General features: G+C 41.0%; 18 protein-coding genes. 9 read left to right on the forward strand and 9 right to left on the reverse strand.

Annotated elements, in window-relative coordinates; translation table 11 throughout:
- The first annotated feature begins 296 nt into the window (after positions 1-296).
- The 3 genes from FD724_RS22695 to FD724_RS22705 all read left to right on the forward strand — a co-directional run bounded on the left by FD724_RS22695 (position 297) and on the right by FD724_RS22705 (position 4,243).
- On the forward strand, positions 297-1,523 hold the full coding sequence (locus FD724_RS22695; RefSeq protein WP_179074188.1) for a pentapeptide repeat-containing protein: 1,227 nt from the start codon (positions 297-299) through the stop codon (positions 1,521-1,523).
- A 371-nt stretch (positions 1,524-1,894) separates the two neighbouring features.
- On the forward strand, positions 1,895-2,266 hold the full coding sequence (locus FD724_RS22700; RefSeq protein ID WP_114082919.1) for a DUF2358 domain-containing protein: 372 nt from the start codon (positions 1,895-1,897) through the stop codon (positions 2,264-2,266).
- A gap of 1,224 nt (positions 2,267-3,490) precedes the next feature.
- Positions 3,491-4,243: a hypothetical protein gene (locus FD724_RS22705; RefSeq protein ID WP_179074189.1), complete on the forward strand. Its 753-nt coding sequence runs from the start codon at positions 3,491-3,493 to the stop codon at positions 4,241-4,243.
- 236 nt (positions 4,244-4,479) lie between these two features.
- On the opposite strand, the gene FD724_RS22710 is transcribed toward FD724_RS22705, so the two are convergent.
- The 9 genes from FD724_RS22710 to FD724_RS22745 all read right to left on the reverse strand — a co-directional run bounded on the left by FD724_RS22710 (position 4,480) and on the right by FD724_RS22745 (position 10,159).
- Positions 4,480-5,754 carry a ribulose bisphosphate carboxylase small subunit gene (locus FD724_RS22710; protein ID WP_179074190.1) on the reverse strand — a complete coding sequence of 425 codons (1,275 nt, stop codon included), beginning with the start codon at positions 5,752-5,754 and terminating at the stop codon, positions 4,480-4,482.
- Between the two features lie 91 nt (positions 5,755-5,845).
- A complete protein-coding gene (locus FD724_RS41725; protein ID WP_306297098.1) occupies positions 5,846-6,100 on the reverse strand; it encodes a type II toxin-antitoxin system VapC family toxin in 255 nt (84 codons plus the stop codon).
- Positions 6,101-6,228: 128 nt separating this feature from the next.
- The gene (locus tag FD724_RS22720; protein WP_179074191.1) at positions 6,229-6,456 is read right to left on the reverse strand and encodes a type II toxin-antitoxin system Phd/YefM family antitoxin; all 228 of its coding nucleotides are present in this window, start codon (positions 6,454-6,456) and stop codon (positions 6,229-6,231) included.
- Between the two features lie 60 nt (positions 6,457-6,516).
- Positions 6,517-7,143: a GDSL-type esterase/lipase family protein gene (locus tag FD724_RS22725; RefSeq protein ID WP_179074192.1), complete on the reverse strand. Its 627-nt coding sequence runs from the start codon at positions 7,141-7,143 to the stop codon at positions 6,517-6,519.
- A 58-nt stretch (positions 7,144-7,201) separates the two neighbouring features.
- Entirely contained in the window at positions 7,202-7,477 is a 276-nt protein-coding gene (locus FD724_RS22730; protein ID WP_306297099.1) for an AAC(3) family N-acetyltransferase, read from the reverse strand.
- Positions 7,474-7,575, reverse strand: coding sequence for an AAC(3) family N-acetyltransferase (locus tag FD724_RS41730; RefSeq protein ID WP_306297100.1), 102 nt, complete (start codon positions 7,573-7,575; stop codon positions 7,474-7,476). The genes FD724_RS22730 and FD724_RS41730 overlap by 4 nt, the downstream gene beginning before the upstream one ends.
- A gap of 259 nt (positions 7,576-7,834) precedes the next feature.
- A complete protein-coding gene (locus FD724_RS22735; RefSeq protein ID WP_114082924.1) occupies positions 7,835-8,173 on the reverse strand; it encodes a ribulose bisphosphate carboxylase small subunit in 339 nt (112 codons plus the stop codon).
- Between the two features lie 47 nt (positions 8,174-8,220).
- Complete coding sequence (locus tag FD724_RS22740; protein WP_012410538.1) at positions 8,221-8,628, reverse strand: chaperonin family protein RbcX; 408 nt, start codon at positions 8,626-8,628, stop codon at positions 8,221-8,223.
- A gap of 100 nt (positions 8,629-8,728) precedes the next feature.
- Positions 8,729-10,159, reverse strand: coding sequence for a form I ribulose bisphosphate carboxylase large subunit (locus FD724_RS22745; protein WP_114082926.1), 1,431 nt, complete (start codon positions 10,157-10,159; stop codon positions 8,729-8,731).
- Positions 10,160-10,270: 111 nt separating this feature from the next.
- Here FD724_RS22745 and FD724_RS22750 point away from each other — a divergent pair, with 111 nt between their 5' ends.
- The 6 genes from FD724_RS22750 (at position 10,271) to trmFO (ending at position 16,201) form a co-directional block, all read left to right on the forward strand.
- Positions 10,271-10,615, forward strand: coding sequence for a hypothetical protein (locus FD724_RS22750; protein ID WP_114082927.1), 345 nt, complete (start codon positions 10,271-10,273; stop codon positions 10,613-10,615).
- 308 nt (positions 10,616-10,923) lie between these two features.
- Positions 10,924-12,036 (forward strand): two-component regulator propeller domain-containing protein, encoded by a 1,113-nt coding sequence (locus FD724_RS22755; protein WP_114082928.1) that lies wholly within the window; start codon positions 10,924-10,926, stop codon positions 12,034-12,036.
- A gap of 98 nt (positions 12,037-12,134) precedes the next feature.
- On the forward strand, positions 12,135-12,905 hold the full coding sequence (gene panB, locus FD724_RS22760; protein ID WP_179074193.1) for a 3-methyl-2-oxobutanoate hydroxymethyltransferase: 771 nt from the start codon (positions 12,135-12,137) through the stop codon (positions 12,903-12,905).
- A 131-nt stretch (positions 12,906-13,036) separates the two neighbouring features.
- Positions 13,037-13,840: an Rpn family recombination-promoting nuclease/putative transposase gene (locus tag FD724_RS22765; protein ID WP_114083000.1), complete on the forward strand. Its 804-nt coding sequence runs from the start codon at positions 13,037-13,039 to the stop codon at positions 13,838-13,840.
- Between the two features lie 97 nt (positions 13,841-13,937).
- Positions 13,938-14,654 carry a Uma2 family endonuclease gene (locus tag FD724_RS22770; protein ID WP_179075593.1) on the forward strand — a complete coding sequence of 239 codons (717 nt, stop codon included), beginning with the start codon at positions 13,938-13,940 and terminating at the stop codon, positions 14,652-14,654.
- 230 nt (positions 14,655-14,884) lie between these two features.
- Positions 14,885-16,201, forward strand: a complete 1,317-nt coding sequence (trmFO, locus tag FD724_RS22775) for an FADH(2)-oxidizing methylenetetrahydrofolate--tRNA-(uracil(54)-C(5))-methyltransferase TrmFO (protein WP_179075594.1) — start codon at positions 14,885-14,887, stop codon at positions 16,199-16,201.
- Positions 16,202-16,349 lie beyond the last annotated feature (148 nt).

A 16,349-nucleotide genomic window follows, 5' to 3' on the forward strand; every position in this document is an offset into this window, starting at 1 on the left:
TCTAAAGCCTCGATTGCACTAAGCTTCAACACTCACCGCAGTCGAGGTTTAATTGGGCCTATCCGCAGCAATCTACTCATGATCTCAGTCTTTGCGATCGCAAACAAGCCCAAAAAGCCGCATTTCAGAGGATGTTTACAAAATAAGTTATCAGATATTTTATAGATAATTTCTATGAAATAGATTTAAGTATATGTCAAGTAGTTCCGTGTTTGTACGCTATCAGATATTTACGGATGCTCTTAAAATCAACCTAAATTTATTTCCGTAAGGAGTCAAATGTGAAGACTTATAACATGTCTTTCATAAAGACAAATGGACTCACGATTTTGCTGGTATTTATCTCAGTTATATTTATTTTTTCTTTAACTTTAATCTTTTCCTTATTTGAAAATATTCAAGGACTTTCAAACCAAGAAAAAATAGAATATATCACTCAAGCCTTAACAACTATTGCGATCATTATTGGAGGACTAGCATTAATTATTAATGCTTACTATACATCCAGACTCTCTTTGGATGAAAATCAGAGTCTGTTAATGCAGATCCTTGCTGGGACACTAGCTTGGGATAACAACATAGTAACTGGTATCAATTACAAGCAACCAACTCCCCAAGAAATTGTTCCCGAACGCTTTTCTAAAGCAATTGAACAACTAGGAAATGAAAAAATTGAAACGCGGTTTGCCGCAATTTATGCTTTAGAACGAATTGCTAAAGATTCTCCCAAAGACCATTGGACAATTATGGAAATTCTTGCTGCTTTTATTCGCGAGAATGCTCCGGTAAATCAAAAATATGAGGATGAGTTACAGGTATCATCAAAACTTCCTACAGATATTCAAACAGCGATAACTGTCATTGGGCGACGCGATTCACATAAAGACCCAGTAAATCAAAAACTAGATTTACGCAATACAGACCTCAGTAATGCAGACTTAACGGAAGCTAACCTCTCTAAGGCAATTTTCGTAGGAGCTGACTTACAATGGGTAAATTTTACACAAGCAAATTTATCCGAGGCAGACCTATCAGTAACCAATCTTTGTGGGTCAGTCTTCTATGAAGCAAACCTCTCTAAGGCAACCCTTCCAGAAGCCAATTTGCAAGGCGTAATTCTCAGAAAAGCAAACCTCTCGAAGGCAATCTTTTATGATGCCAACTTGGAAGGGGCAATTCTTTGTGATGCTAATTTGGTAGGAGCAATTCTTTGTGATGCCAACTTGGAAGGAGCAATTCTTTGTGATGCTAACCTCTTTGAAGCCAACTTCGAGGGTAGCAACCTCCAAGATGCAAACCTGATTGGCAGTAACCTGCAAAATGCAAAACTTGCTGGGGCCAACTTAGAAGGCGTGTTACTCAGTACAGCTAATCTGCAAGATGCCAACCTCCAAGAAACTAATCTCTTTAGGGCAAACTTGAGCGGATGTGAAAACCTAGAATTACAGCAGATTGAAGAGGCATTTGGCGATCGCACAACAATCCTACCGGAAAATCTGAATATACCCCAACATTGGCGTTAATAAAAGGGACTTCCAAATAAAAAAATATTCCAAAACTGACACAAAAATCCTCTTAATTTCTCCTCTCTCTGTGTTCTCTGCGTCTCTGTGGTTCGTTTTTTGGGATAATTTATTCCTTGGAAATCCCAAAAGCCCCGGCGAATTGAATAGAGCCTCCGGTACGCTGACGCGAAGGCAGTTATAGAAACAAAGTCCGGCTTCTCGGACTAGAGAAACTTAAGGTTTTTTAACCCGTCTGCGCGGGTTTTCTTCGTATAGACCCGATTTCTAACCGCTATTTTAACTGTGTTGAATTTAGTACCCAAAACTAAAAAGTTGTCAAAAACCTGATATCCTCTATCAGCGAGGACATCGAATATAAAGCGACGATTATGGATATCATTGAAATTCTCAAAGAAGACTATCAAAGATTCCCAGTCAATCAAACTTACAGCATTTACGCTCCAGACGTTTATTTTCAAGACCCACTGAATAAATTTCGTGGTGTTAAACGTTATCAAAAAATGATTAATTTTATCCAAACTTGGTTTTTAGATCCCAAGATGGACTTACATAATATTCAACGTTTAGGAGACACAATCAAAACTGAGTGGACACTCAGTTGGAATACTCCTCTCCCCTGGAAGCCACGGATTTCTATTCCTGGTTGGAGTGAATTAGGTCTTAACTCTGATGGTTTGATTGTCTCCCATATCGATTATTGGAATTGTTCACCCTTAGACGTGGTGAAGCAGCATTTCTAACGCTTCTGGGTTGAGTCCAATATATACCTAACCTCCAGCCCAAAATACCATATCTCTCCTTGTCAACTTCGGTGTACAGACAATTTTTGTAGAGTTATCCCCCAGTTTTTAGAAGACTACAGTGTATACACAAGTCTTAAAAACCTAGTGGTCTATCGCATTAGTTATGAGTGGTAAATACGTTTGTAGTGAGGACTTTAGTCCTCAAATATTTAAGCACTAAAGTGTCTTACTACAAACCTATCAAAACTTTTGCGATAGACTACTAGCTTGATGAAGTTTTGCTTTTTTGCTCATTCTCATACGGAGTATGGGAATATATTCTGAATTACATTCTGAATTAATCTATCACTGCAAGCAGAGCCTGTAATCAGCTATTCCCGCCCTCTGTATCGATAAAATAAGACGAAATCGAGCCATTATGATGAATATTGCGATATTCATCACTAACAAGCAATTGCCCAAAAAACTAGATCCAATATCTGAATTAAGAGAAATTACTCAGATTAATGTATTAGTTTTATGAGAAATAAAATTATTCACGAATTTTACTGAACCAAAAAACAGCTTGACTAAGCCAAACTAACTTTAGAACCCTATTTAAGGAATATATCTATGTCTCCTCCAAAAACGGACATCACATATTCTATAAAAAGCTGACTTAAGATCGGCTGGACTGAAATCAATGGATTCAAATATGAATTCAATCTTCTAATAATAGAGATAAAAAAGGAACAAATATTATTTGTTCTCTAAAAGCATTTGTCGCAATTTCTCAAACAGAATTCAAGAGTGAAGAATTAGAATTGAGAATTAATTCTGGCTTAAAAATTGAATAGCGCAGTAGTAGCAAGTCTGCAATCTTCTTAATCAATGAAGTCTTTTTACCCTCACCAAATCATAGATTTGGTGATGACACAAGGCGCAAGTCTAGTCTAGCTTTGCGAACAAGATACCCACGCAGCATTTATTAGAGAGCATCTAGATTCTGAATTGATTATCAATCTATTCAATGATGCTCTTTGGATAAGAAAACTTTATATACGGTTAATACCATGCAATGTCATGCATATTCTGTTAAGTACCTTGTAGTCTAGCCTCATTTATCGTAATGCTGAAAATGTTGCTATCTGCGAATTTCAACAATTTTGCTTGTCTAAACTCTCATTAGAGTTTATAGTGATACGGTGTTTTTCCCTTAAAATTTCTCGGCAGATTTATATCATGATTTATTCTCAAAAATTTCAGAAGTATTTGGCAGGTTTCTCTTTATCTGTCATATTAGTAGCTGATTTAGTCCTCACACAAAAAGTCCCTCCAGCTTTTGCCGAAATAGTAAATTCATCTGTTGGGAATGCTGTGACATTTAGTTGCAATGATAGTGAAGCGACTATCAAAGCTAAGAATGGGGCCAGAGTAGTTAGTGGAAGTTCAGCCTTTTACATTGGTTATCAGCAAGTCTCATCTAATAACAAAAACCCTATAACTATCCGTTTTAATAATGGTATTAAAACATGGTGTAGGACTGATTACGAAACAACAAATGACGACGGTACAGGCTACGGATTGTATTGGAGTGGGGGGAATTATTTATATGGCGTTTACTCTTCTACTGGCAGTCAGACCGGTAATGATTTTCGCCGCTTTGCAACTGGACGTTGGTTGCCTAGTTATGGTAGTGGAGGCGGGCCAAAAGTCGCAGTTATAGCCCGGATTAATCCAGCCAATGGCGAGGTTTACTATGCTACATTTTTATCTGCTAAAAAGGCAGATAATGGAAATACAAACTCTTTAGTTGTCAGAAGCCTATCATGGAATGGCACAAATTTAACTGTAGAGGCAAAGTCATGGTGGACTCCCCGCCGCACTAATACCAACTCCATGACTTGCTCTGGTGCATCTCCTTATATATACACAGCAGTATTCACTGGCGATTTAACAAAGGTTAACTCAGCTTCAGCTGCTACCTGTAGTTAAGGTATAAGGATTCCGCTATCAAATTTAGGACTTACGCAAAACGACAGGCGGTAGAGGCAATTAATGTAGCCGCTTTGCGTCTACTCTACGAGTTAGTACCCGCAGGGTATTGTCCCTACTAGAAAATCATCAAGCTTTGGGCTATTTTTTGCGTAAGTCCCGAAATTGAGGAAGCATATTTTTTCCAGTTGTTTGAGAATTGACAAAAGCGATCGCTCTTTCTCAATTATCTATTCCTAATTTTTCCCATGCGGACGATGAATAATTGTCTCTAAAACCCGCCGCTTGGCTTTCGGATCAATACCTACTAAGCGGATATACTCACCGCTATATTCTGCCAAAGTTGCCTCTAAGTTTGAGATTGCATCAGACTCGGCATCAATGTGGCTATGAACACAACTTTGCCAAGAACCTGTGCGGAAACGGCGCTCATCTACGTGTTCAATGCTGATTTTGTAACCTTGAGATAATAATTGCCGAATCTGTTCTTGTGTCTCTAGGGTTAAATGTGGGCTTGATACTTCCTGTTTCTGGAATCCATTAGTTTTTGCTTCTTGAGTTGCACCATTGCTTGACGGCTGATTAATTGGTGTTACAGCAGCAGGCTGTGCAGATTGAGAATTTCTACCTCGATTGAGTCGGTTGTAATCGTCAACTAAATGGGAATTTTCCACCCGTTTTTGTTCACCAACGAGGAAGTTACCAGACTCTATTAAGTGAGACAGCCTGAAATCTGGTTTTTTAAATTCTGGTGGCCCTTCGGTGCTGTTAACCACACTCAAGGATACTTTCTCAAAACCTATTTTATGGATGTAGTTGCGGATTTGTTCGTCATAAATGCGCGATCGCAAAGCGCTAAAAAAGTCAATGGACTGGTTGACAAATGTATCAACTAGCTGTTCAACTTCCTTCTGCGATAGTCCATCCGGTTCAAAAATCCCTTTGACAATTCCCACTTTGTCGTCTCTGTCTGGTTCCCAGTAAAATTTCTCCATCCGTCCATCCCGAATTAACGGTGCATAGAGGGTAGAAAAATCATTACCTGTGACAATAATCGGTACACGATGTAAAGGTGTGGAATCGTAGCTTCCAGGCAACTGCACATCTGTGGGATTATCAGCAATATTCATCAGTGTGGCATTCACCAACTGCGTATTTACAGTATATTGAGTGCCTTCATCAAAGCGTCCAGCCCCCGCATCTAAATCGTTAATCATCAGTACACACATTTTGCCGCGTACTTTGATCAGTTCTGCTGTTTCCCGATAGCGCAGCCGAATCAACCGCGCTGGATCTCCTGCATCTGGACTTTCCAATTCGCCGCCAGATACATGAGTCACCTCGATACCCATTTTCTCGAAGACTAATTGACATTGAAATGTTTTGCCTTCTCCTTTGCGTCCGTGAATACCTAAAATCACGGGAACTCGCACGCCAGGAAGCTTTAGAAAGTTTTTAGTGATGTGGACAGCCAATTTGTCCAGAAAGCGAGGAGCGATGTAGTAACCCATAAAATTATCTTTGCCTAGCACTGCCTAAAGTAATGTTAAGTTTTTTTGGTGATGACTGTTTATTTATCTTTTGGTAGAGAATGAGCGGTACTTACCATATACGTCTTATTGGATATACATCAAAAATTTTATCGGCACTTAGTAAAGGTATATTTTCCACTATCGATTGTGCAATTAAAATTCGGTCTAATGGGTCACGGTGATGTAAAGATAGTGTGGCAATAACAGTAACGTCGCTAATTTTGATATCGAGTAACCTAAAATCGTTGAGGTTTAGTTGCTGTGTGATGAATATCTCGAATGGCTGATTAAAACTAAGCTTGCCTAAATTTTGCTTAATAGCTATTTCCTATAGACTAGCTATACCTAGTAAAATTTCATTATTTTCATCATTGATTAAATCTACTACTTGATTACTAAGTCTTCAATTATCTGTCACATATCAAATAAAAGTATGTGTATCCAGCAGTAATCTCATTCCATATATTCCTTGAAATCTTTGAGTGGTGCATCAAAGTCATCAGATATTGTAATTAAACCCTTTGCACTTCCAGGTTGACGGGGGCGTTTAACTGGCGACACAGGAGTTAATTTCACAACAGGTTGATTATCTTTGATGATGATAATTTCCTCACCACTGAGTGCTGCTTCAATTAAGTCAGATAAGTGTTGAGATGCTTCAGCTAGAGTAATTTGCTGCATAGTTACCACCTTTAGATATAAAAATTAGGTGCTATCACTATCCTAACTTTGAATGCTCGATTAAATCAGAGGAAACCAATTTAACCAAGCGTCCCAATTTTCTACTATTTGGGCAAATTCTTCATAACCGCCTGCTTGAGGATGAACCCCATCATTGGCTCTTGCTTCATTAATCCAGATATTTGATATTTCTAATATCGGGAAAACGTCTAAATAAGGTACATTTAATCCTTTACAAATAAAAGCATATTGTTTAGATAAATCTATAGTTCTTTGCTTTGTTTGAGAATCTTCTTGTTCTATGTATGGTGCGGGGCCAACCATCAAAACAGGATATAATTTTTGAGCTTTACTTAAAATTTCACGGGTATTTTTGAGAGAATCTGCCAAATCCACACGAGTTTTACCATTTTCTAATGTTGTGTCATTCAATCCAAAAGAAAATACAACTCTGCCATCATATTCCTTGGGCAATCGCAGTGAGACTTCCTGTAACCAACGCTTTGCTATATCAGTACTCGTATCACGCCTAATTCCTAAATTATAGTAGGTAATGTCATAACCTTTTTTATTAGCATTAACACATACTCTCCCTGTCCAACCAAGACATTCTTTGTCGCCAGTACCGTTAACGAAGGAGTCACCAACAAAACAAATTCTTACTTCTTGTCGATGTATTGAGTTCATGACTTATGCGCTAGATAATGCCTTAATTTCTACACAAAATGTATCCTGATTGCTCCTTCTATCTGGGATGAGTTGTCAACCAATCAACGGCAAAATCAACAGCGTTTTTGACAGACAATAGCTTGGTTTGTGCAGAACCAACTTTTGAGACTTTGACATGACCAGTGTTTTCCAAATCTCTACCTATGTCAAAAAAACAGTCATTGTCAAATTCAATATCTGAGTAATATTTCCAAACTCGTTGTCCTGCTTCTAGAACTGGCGCACCTTTGCTAACTTGCTGTGTCCCATCAACCCGATACTCAGCCAGATAAAAACTGGTGCTTAGGATCAGACCACAGAATGGGTAGGCATTATGAGACTTACTGCTGGCGCGATCGCATCCATCAGTGCTTGAACTACTGTGACTGAACCACCACAAACCCATCCCAGTGAACTGAGTCAAGAGTGGACTATCACATTCATCTCTGGAGTTAAACCTGCGTGTAACAAGTCCGTAGCCAGACTTTGGCGAGTCTGAGGTGATGGTGTATTTGAAATTACTTTTAATTCACTCATCTTGCACAAAATTCTTGAGACTTGAATACTGAGGTTTACCAGAATTGTTATGACTCTTTAGTTAAAAAATAGGAGAGGCAGAATTATCTGCCTCTCCTATGGGGATAAATTAATTACTTAAAGCTTGCTAGCTTTAGTATCTGGTGGCTTTGTTAGGTTTGTGAACAAGAAAGCTGAGAACTTGGCACTGCTTGATGTTGTCAAAACCTACAACACGGATATAGCTGGTGTTGAATTGAGAACGGCATCCTTGAACTTCGCTCAATACTTCTTGAGTGGATTTAGCACCGAACAAAGGCAACTTCCACATTGTCCAATATAATTCTGTTGGCTCAGAAGTTTCGTTGAACTCGATCGCTGGAATGTAACCTTGATTCAAAATGTACTGAATCTGCTTGGCAATTTGAGCGTCAGTAAGGGGTGGCAGATAAGAAAGGGTTTCGTAACGACGCTCTTTTGGTAAAGTTTGCATAGCTTTTTGATAATGGGTTGCGATTTTTGACTACTAGGTTGACCGAACTAATTGGATAAGTTATCCAAATTCTGATCTGAAGTTGTTTGCTGTTCTGGTTGCAGACTGGGGTTAGATGTGTCTATTCGTGTGATGCGTTCTAAATGCTGGCGACGCTGCTCCATGTTGGCTTGCTGAATGCCAGTGCGAACCATTTCCGGTAAAAATTCTGCAATTTCTTCCGCAATATGTTCTCTGACAGTCATGATTCGCAAAGCCAAATCTGGTTTTTCTCTCAGCAGTTGCTCAATGTATGACTCACCATTTTGAATTTTGCCAGACGAAAAGTTATGCAACCAAAGTTCTAATGGAGGATTCGTTTCGCCTAGCTGTGCCAATACTGTCCTTAGAGCCTGATAAGTCAGATAGCTTTGGAGAGTTTTGGCTGTGTCCTTCGCAATTTGCTTAAGATTCATGCTTGACCCCAGCCCTAAAGAGTTATGAGTTATGAGTTATGAGTTATGAATTAATGCAAATCCTAACTCTTAACTCTTAACTCTTAACTGTTAACTCAGATCAGACGGTATCCATTGCTTCAAACTCGAACTTGATTTCTTTCCATAGTTCGCAAGCAACAGCTAGTTCAGGAGACCACTTGGCTGCTTCGCGGATGATATCGTTACCTTCACGAGCCAAGTTACGGCCTTCGTTACGAGCTTGAACAACAGCTTCCAAGGCGACGCGGTTAGCGGTTGCTCCAGGAGCGTTACCCCAAGGGTGTCCCAGAGTACCACCACCGAATTGTAGTACGGAGTCATCACCAAAGATTTCTACTAGCGCGGGCATGTGCCATACGTGGATACCACCAGAAGCAACTGCCATTACACCAGGTAGAGAAGCCCAGTCTTGGGTAAAGTAAATACCACGAGACTTGTCTTGCTCAATGTAGTTTTCACGCAACAGGTCAACGAAGCCCATTGTGATGCCGCGCTCACCTTCCAACTTACCAACTACGGTGCCGGTGTGGATGTGATCACCACCAGACAAACGTAGAGCTTTAGCCAATACACGGAAGTGGATACCGTGGTTCTTTTGACGGTCGATTACAGCGTGCATAGCACGGTGAATGTGTAGCAAGATACCGTTATCGCGGCACCAACGAGACAATGTGGTGTTGGCGGTGAAACCTGCGGTGAGGTAGTCATGCATGATGATGGGCATTTTGAGTTCTTTAGCGTACTCAGCCCGTTGCAACATTTGTTCGCAAGTAGGAGCGGTGACGTTTAGGTAGTGACCTTTAATTTCACCGGTTTCTGCTTGAGCTTTGTTGATAGCTTCAGCTACAAACAAGAAGCGATCGCGCCATCTTTGGAATGGTGCGGAGTTAATGTTTTCGTCGTCTTTGGTGAAGTCCAAACCACCGCGTAAGCACTCGTATACAGCGCGTCCGTAGTTCTTAGCGGAAAGACCCAATTTGGGCTTAATGGTACAACCTAGTAAAGGACGACCGTATTTGTTTAACTTGTCGCGCTCAACTTGGATACCGTGAGGAGGCCCTTGGAAGGTCTTGATGTAAGCTACTGGGAAACGGATGTCTTCTAGACGTAGTGCCCGCAGAGCTTTGAAACCAAATACGTTACCTACAATTGAGGTTAATACGTTGGTTACAGAACCTTCTTCAAACAAGTCCAAAGGATAAGCAACGTAGCAGATGTACTGGTTGTCTTCGCCGGGAACTGGTTCGATGTCATAACAACGACCTTTGTAGCGATCGAGGTCGGTGAGCAAGTCTGTCCACACAGTTGTCCAAGTACCTGTGGAAGACTCAGCCGCTACAGCCGCACCTGCTTCTTCGGGAGGAACACCAGGCTGGGGTGTCATGCGGAACGCAGCTAGAAGATCGGTATCTTTTGGTGTGTAATCGGGTGTGTAATAAGTTAATCTGTAATCTTTAACCCCGGCTTGATACCCAGACTTGCTCTGAGTCTTCGTTTGAGCGTAAGACATATTTTATCCTTCCCTGAAATCACTCTTAATTAATTATCAAATCACGTTTTGTGCAACTTCCCCTCACCCCTTTTTTCCCCCTTCATCAAGGAGAAGATTCGGGAAAAATTTTTGTTGGGGGTTGTTTTTGCCCAAGGGTTGCAGTTTTTTTGCGGCGGACACTTTGGTAGCGGTGGTAGCCCTCCTCACCAGTGTTATCCCCTTCTAGGGGTACACGACCTAGCGCTTCTACTGTTTCCTCTTTATACGAATCAAAATTCTTTTTTACCTCTTTTTCGCACCCGACTAAACCTTCTCAATTTCACCAAAACTCCCGCTTTTCGCGGCTTTATTTTAGATAATTCCCCTACAAATTGGGGTATTCAGGGGATTGGGCTGGCTGGCAGACATTCCCACCTCTACACTCCTTCTATCTTCCCCATTGATGGAAAAGATACCAGAAAAGAATTTACTTGACAGAGATTTAGCAGAGTGGTGAGCGAAAGATAAAAAATTGCACACCACGTAATTTGTAACTTATTCCACAATATATCAATAATTCGATAAGTTATTCTTTCAAAGTTTTGAACTTATATATTTAGTTTTGTTATTACATAATGATTTAACATTTTATTACAAACGCTTTACAAGGTGTCATCAATAGTGTTTCGGGACTGGGTAATAAAAAAGTATTCCTAAATATTTATTCTCCAGTCCCCAATCCCCAATGTTTAAAAAATCCCAACTAGGGGAACACTGAAATTAACCCAAAGCCAGTTTAGGTAATGACTATGGGTAATGTCTCCAAAGGAAATGTCACCGTGGTACTATTTTGCAAGCGTACTAGTTTATTGATTACTTCTATCTTGTTTGGGTTGATAGCTGTGCCAGGTATGGGATGGGCACAAAAAACCCCTGACATCAAATCATCTGATTTAACCCCCGCTTATCCACCTTCTGCACCGCCACCGCGAGTAGAATCTTTGCCCGATGAGCGCGGAGTGCAAGAAAATTCGCCAGAAACTGATTATCGTGTTGGTAACTTACTGGCAGATGTTACAGGCAATCTTTGGGTAGGTTCTTGGCGGGGATTATCGCGGATTGATCCTAAAACTGGCAAGATTATTTCTCGTGTTAGCTTACCGAATGTTGCCATTGGTGCTTTAGCCCAAGACAAAGTAGGACGCTTGTGGGTGGGAAGTTATGGCGGACTAGTTCGAGTAGACCCTCGCACGAATGAAATCACCGCACAGAATTTATTTTTGCCTTCTAAACGGGTTTTGTCACTGTTGCTTGACAAACGGGGTTATTTGTGGACTGGAACTGATAGTGGTTTAGCCCTAATTAGTCCTGACCAAGGTTTGATTATGACAACAGTAAAAAATCTGCCTGGTGTCAGCGCCAACACCCTAACTTTAGATGCTGAAGGTCAACTGTGGGTTGGCACTCTTGATGGATTGGTGCGGGTAAATACTGCTAGTGCTTCGATTATGAAGCGCATTGCCGATTTACCAGGGACGACTGTTCAAGCTTTAGCTATCAGTCCAGAAGGCTTAATTTGGGCCGGAATGCCGAATAATTTGCTAGTCATTAACCCAAAAACTGGTGCAGTTTTGCGGTCTGTGACTCGCCTGCGTGGGCGTGATGTGACGGCGGTACGTTTTGCTAAAGATGGTAGTGTCTGGGTTGGAACTAGCAATGGTTTGTTACGATTAAATCCAAATACAGGCGCTGTGTTAGATGCAGAAGTTGCTGGACTTCCTTCTAGTCGGGTTCTTGCCCTTGTACCTGACATCAGCAATAAACTATGGATTGGCACTAGTGAAGGTCTGGCTTGGTTAATGCCCAAAACGGATAGTGCAAAAACCCATATTGCTTTCAGTCGCGCTGTTAAGTAGGAATTAGGGGACAGGTTACAGGGTACAGGGGACTGAATTCTTTTAGCCGATCACCTATACCTATCACTTATCCCCTATCACCTATCCCCTAATTAAAAATGGCAATCACTACCCAGCAATTAATTCAATGGAAACAACAGGGACGTTCAATTGTCGCGTTGACCGCCTGGGATTATGCGATCGCTCAACTCATCGATGCAGCTGGTGTAGACTTAATCCTTGTGGGTGACTCTATGGCAGTAGTTTTAGGGTATGAAACAACACTGCCGATAACTTTGGATGAGATGATATACCATGCCAAATCTGTGCGTCGTGGGGTTAAACGGGCATTAGTCGTTGTAGATTTACCATTTTTGACGTATCAAGAAAGTCTTCAACAAGCAATGCACTCAGCTGGGCGGGTACTAAAGGAAACGGGCGCTCAAGCGGTAAAATTGGAGGGTGGCTATCCAGCGATCGCAGAAACTATTGCTCGTTTGGTTCAAGCTGGAATTCCGGTAATGGGTCATGTCGGTTTGACACCGCAATCAGTACATCAACTCGGTTTGCGGCAACAAGGGAAAACCCAAGAAGCGAGTGAGAGAATTTTACAAGAAGCGATCGCTCTCGAACAAGCAGGTGTATTTTCTATAGTTTTAGAGCATATACCCGCAGATTTGGCAATGCAGATTACACAAAAACTTAGCATTCCGACAATTGGTATCGGTGCAGGAATTCACTGCGATGGACAGGTTTTAGTTACCTCGGATGTAATCGGACTGGCTGAAAAACATCCACCGTTCGCCAAGGTTTACACCAACTTGCGAGAGACGATTACCAAGGCTGTACAAGATTATGCGGTGGAAGTGCGCGATCGGAAATTTCCATAAGCATGGAATTTACGATCAAAAAATACAAAAAGCTGCCAAATAGTTAGTTTTCCATCTTGCATAATTTATGCAATCAGAGAGCAGCACATTATAAAATTGCTGAAGTTAAAAATTTTGCTACAACATCCAGAGTGAAAACTGATAGCATATTTTATCGCCTATTTCAAGAATTCCCCAGTGTCTTCTTTGAACTGATTGGCAATTCTCCTGAAACTGCAAATATCTATCAATTCTCTTCAGTTGAAATCAAACAAACTGCCTTTAGAATAGATGGTGTATTTCTTCCCACTCAAGACGAAGAAAATCCAATTTATTTCGTTGAAGTTCAATTTCAACCAGATTCAGATATTTATTTGCGCCTAGTTTCGGAAGCATTTCTCTATTTACGGCAAAATAAATCTAAAAATTCTTGGCGAGGAGTGGTGATTTATCCCAGAAGGAGTATAGATACTGGTGAGCTACAAGATTGCCACGAATTCTTCAACAGCGATCGCATTAGTATAATTTACTTGGATGAATTAGGCGAAGCTGCATCACTACCAATAGGTATTGCTACCCTAAAATTAGTAATTGAAAATGAAGATACAACTATTACTACCGCCAGAGAACTAATTAACCGTACTAAACAAGCCGTAAATTTGCAACTACCACAAAAACAATTACTAGAATTAATAGAGACAATCTTAGTTTATAAATTGCCTAACATAAGTCGAGAGGAGATAGAAGCTATGTTTGGGTTAAGTGAGTTGAAGCAAACACGGGTTTATCAAGAAGCTGAAGAAGAAGGTAAACAAAAAGGTCGTTTTGAGGCAAAATTAGAAGCTGTACCTAAACTGCTAGCACTTGGTTTAAGCGTGGAACAGATATCACAGGCGTTAGATTTGGATATTGCACAAGTCCAGCAAGCAATACAGCAAACACCTTTCAATGAATAAGTTCAGACAAGCAATGTCTGGCTACAAGGCGCTTTGCATTTACGTATTTTCTCAACTAGAAATATCAGCTAAAAACCCCATACTTGGAGGTGCAGCAATGGTACAACAAGTTACAACAGAAACCACCACCGAAGTCATCTACCCGGAAAGCGACGGACAGCCAATGGCGGATAATACAGAACAATTTGCATGGATTGTCAAAATTAAAGAAAATTTAGAAATCCTATTTGCATCAACAACTGATGTATTTATCGCCGGAGATTTGTTTTGGTATCCAGTTCAAGGAAACCCGAATCTCAAACAAGCACCGGATACAATGGTAGTCTTTGGTAGACCAAAAGGAAAACGGGGTTCCTATTTACAGTGGGATGAAGATAATATCCCCCCACAGGTAGTATTTGAAATACTATCGCCAGGTAACACCCTCAAAGAAATGACCAAAAAATTTCAGTTTTACCAGCATTACGGCGTGGAAGAATATTATATTTATGATCCGGCTAAAAACGATTTAAATGGCTTGCTCCGTTCTGGGGATAGTTTTGAAGTCATCGAGGAGATGAATGGCTGGGTAAGTCCGCGTTTGGGAATCAGTTTTACATTAACACCGGATACCCTGGAAATTGTTTCTCCTACCGGACAAAAGTTTTTGTCACCCGTAGAAATTGACCAGTTACGCCAACAGGAACGCCAACGTGCAGAACGGGAATGTCAAGCAAAGGAAGCGGCTTTACAAGAATTAGAAAAAGAGCGCGATCGCTATCAAGAATTGTTAGCGAAACTCAGAGAGAAAGGAATTAATACAGATAATTTGTAATTGCGGCTAGACTTAATTCCTGAAAATTCAAAATCTTATCTGTTTTAACTGATGACTCAATACAGTTTAATTTAGTTATTTAAATCTCATGCTCTAGGCACAGGGAAAAAATTGAGTTTTTGTATTTTTGTACAAAAGTTTCAAGTCCAACTCAGCAATACTTTAGTTGTTGATGTGTCCTAGCGCTGATGCTGATGGATACTTATGATATGGGAACTAAAAATTTAACTATGGAACAACAACCGATACAAGTAATTGGAGGTGGACTAGCTGGAACTGAAGCAGCGTGGCAAATAGCCCAAGCTGGAGTACCGGTAATTCTCCATGAAATGCGTCCAAAACGTTTCAGTCCTGCTCATCATACAGAACATTTGGCAGAATTAGTCTGTAGTAATTCCTTTGGGGCAATGGCTAGCGATCGCGCGGCGGGATTATTGCACGAAGAATTACGTCAACTTGGTTCTATTGTCATCTCCAAAGCTGATGAACACGCCGTTCCTGCGGGTGGGGCGCTAGCGGTAGACAGGGGACAATTTGGCCAAGACTTGACTCAAACTTTAGCCAGCCATCCTTTAATTGAATTTCGCCGGGGTGAAGTATCTGCGATTCCTGAAGGAATTGTGGTTTTGGCAACTGGACCTTTAACCAGCCCCGAATTAGCAGAAGATTTGCAACGCTTTACGGGGATGGAATACCTCAGCTTTTTCGATGCGGCTAGTCCGATCATTGTCGGAGAATCGATTAACCGTGACGTTGCTTTTATGGCATCACGTTATGACAAAGGTGAAGCTGCTTATCTCAACTGCCCAATGAATAAAGAGCAGTATTTGCACTTTCGAGAAGAACTTTGTAAAGCTGAACAAACAGAACTAAAAGGTTTTGAACGGGAAACAGCAAAATTTTTTGAAGCGTGTTTACCCATTGAAGAACTAGCACAGCGTGGGGAAGATACCATGCGCTACGGCCCGTTGAAGCCAGTAGGATTGTCAGATACTCGCACCGGGGAACGTCCTTATGCTGTGGTGCAGTTGCGACAAGAAGACAAAGCCGGTCAACTGTGGAATATGGTAGGATTCCAAACTAATCTGCGTTGGGGTGAGCAAAAGCGGATATTTCAGCTAATTCCAAGTTTGGAAAAAGCGGAGTTTGTGCGGTTGGGAGTTATGCACCGCAACACTTTTATTAATGCCCCTCAGTTAATGAATCCAACTCTGCAATTTAAAGAACGTCCAACGTTGTTAGCTGCTGGACAGTTGATTGGTACTGAAGGCTACACTGCTGCGGCTGCGGGTGGCTGCTTGGCGGGAATTAATGCAGCACGGCTAGCTTTGGGTAAAGAAGCTTTGGTTTTACCACCAACAACAATGATGGGTGCATTATTGGAATTTATTAGTTCCGCTTCGCCGAAGCATTTCCAACCAATGCCCCCCAATTTTGGTATTTTTCCCGAATTGGGTGCGAAAATCAAAAGTAAACAAGAGCGTTACGGACGTTACCGCGATCGCTCTTTAACCGATCTAGCAAATTGGAAAGCTAATCGGAATTAATGGGAATTGGGAAGAGGACTTGGGGACAAGGAGAATTGGGGACAAGGAGAAAGACTTGTTTCAAGTTCTCACCTCTTGTCCCCTTGTCTTCCTACCTCCCTACTACCCCTGCCCCTCTGCTCCCTTGCTCCCCTACCTCTTCTCCCTC

Source organism: Nostoc sp. C057 (assembly GCF_013393925.1).
In the GTDB taxonomy this organism is placed as follows: domain Bacteria; phylum Cyanobacteriota; class Cyanobacteriia; order Cyanobacteriales; family Nostocaceae; genus Nostoc; species Nostoc muscorum_A.

Coding starts and splice junctions, on each gene's coding strand:
- FD724_RS22700 (WP_114082919.1), top strand. CDS start 1,895: ATGGATATCATTGAAATTCTCAAAGAAGACTATCAAAGATTCCCAGTC.
- FD724_RS22735 (WP_114082924.1), bottom strand. CDS start 8,173: ATGCAAACTTTACCAAAAGAGCGTCGTTACGAAACCCTTTCTTATCTG.
- FD724_RS22755 (WP_114082928.1), top strand. CDS start 10,924: ATGACTATGGGTAATGTCTCCAAAGGAAATGTCACCGTGGTACTATTT.
- FD724_RS22705 (WP_179074189.1), top strand. CDS start 3,491: ATGATTTATTCTCAAAAATTTCAGAAGTATTTGGCAGGTTTCTCTTTA.
- FD724_RS22740 (WP_012410538.1), bottom strand. CDS start 8,628: ATGAATCTTAAGCAAATTGCGAAGGACACAGCCAAAACTCTCCAAAGC.
- panB (WP_179074193.1), top strand. CDS start 12,135: ATGGCAATCACTACCCAGCAATTAATTCAATGGAAACAACAGGGACGT.
- FD724_RS22710 (WP_179074190.1), bottom strand. CDS start 5,754: ATGGGTTACTACATCGCTCCTCGCTTTCTGGACAAATTGGCTGTCCAC.
- trmFO (WP_179075594.1), top strand. CDS start 14,885: ATGGAACAACAACCGATACAAGTAATTGGAGGTGGACTAGCTGGAACT.
- FD724_RS22695 (WP_179074188.1), top strand. CDS start 297: ATGTCTTTCATAAAGACAAATGGACTCACGATTTTGCTGGTATTTATC.
- FD724_RS22720 (WP_179074191.1), bottom strand. CDS start 6,456: ATGCAGCAAATTACTCTAGCTGAAGCATCTCAACACTTATCTGACTTA.
- FD724_RS22745 (WP_114082926.1), bottom strand. CDS start 10,159: ATGTCTTACGCTCAAACGAAGACTCAGAGCAAGTCTGGGTATCAAGCC.
- FD724_RS22770 (WP_179075593.1), top strand. CDS start 13,938: ATGGTACAACAAGTTACAACAGAAACCACCACCGAAGTCATCTACCCG.
- FD724_RS22725 (WP_179074192.1), bottom strand. CDS start 7,143: ATGAACTCAATACATCGACAAGAAGTAAGAATTTGTTTTGTTGGTGAC.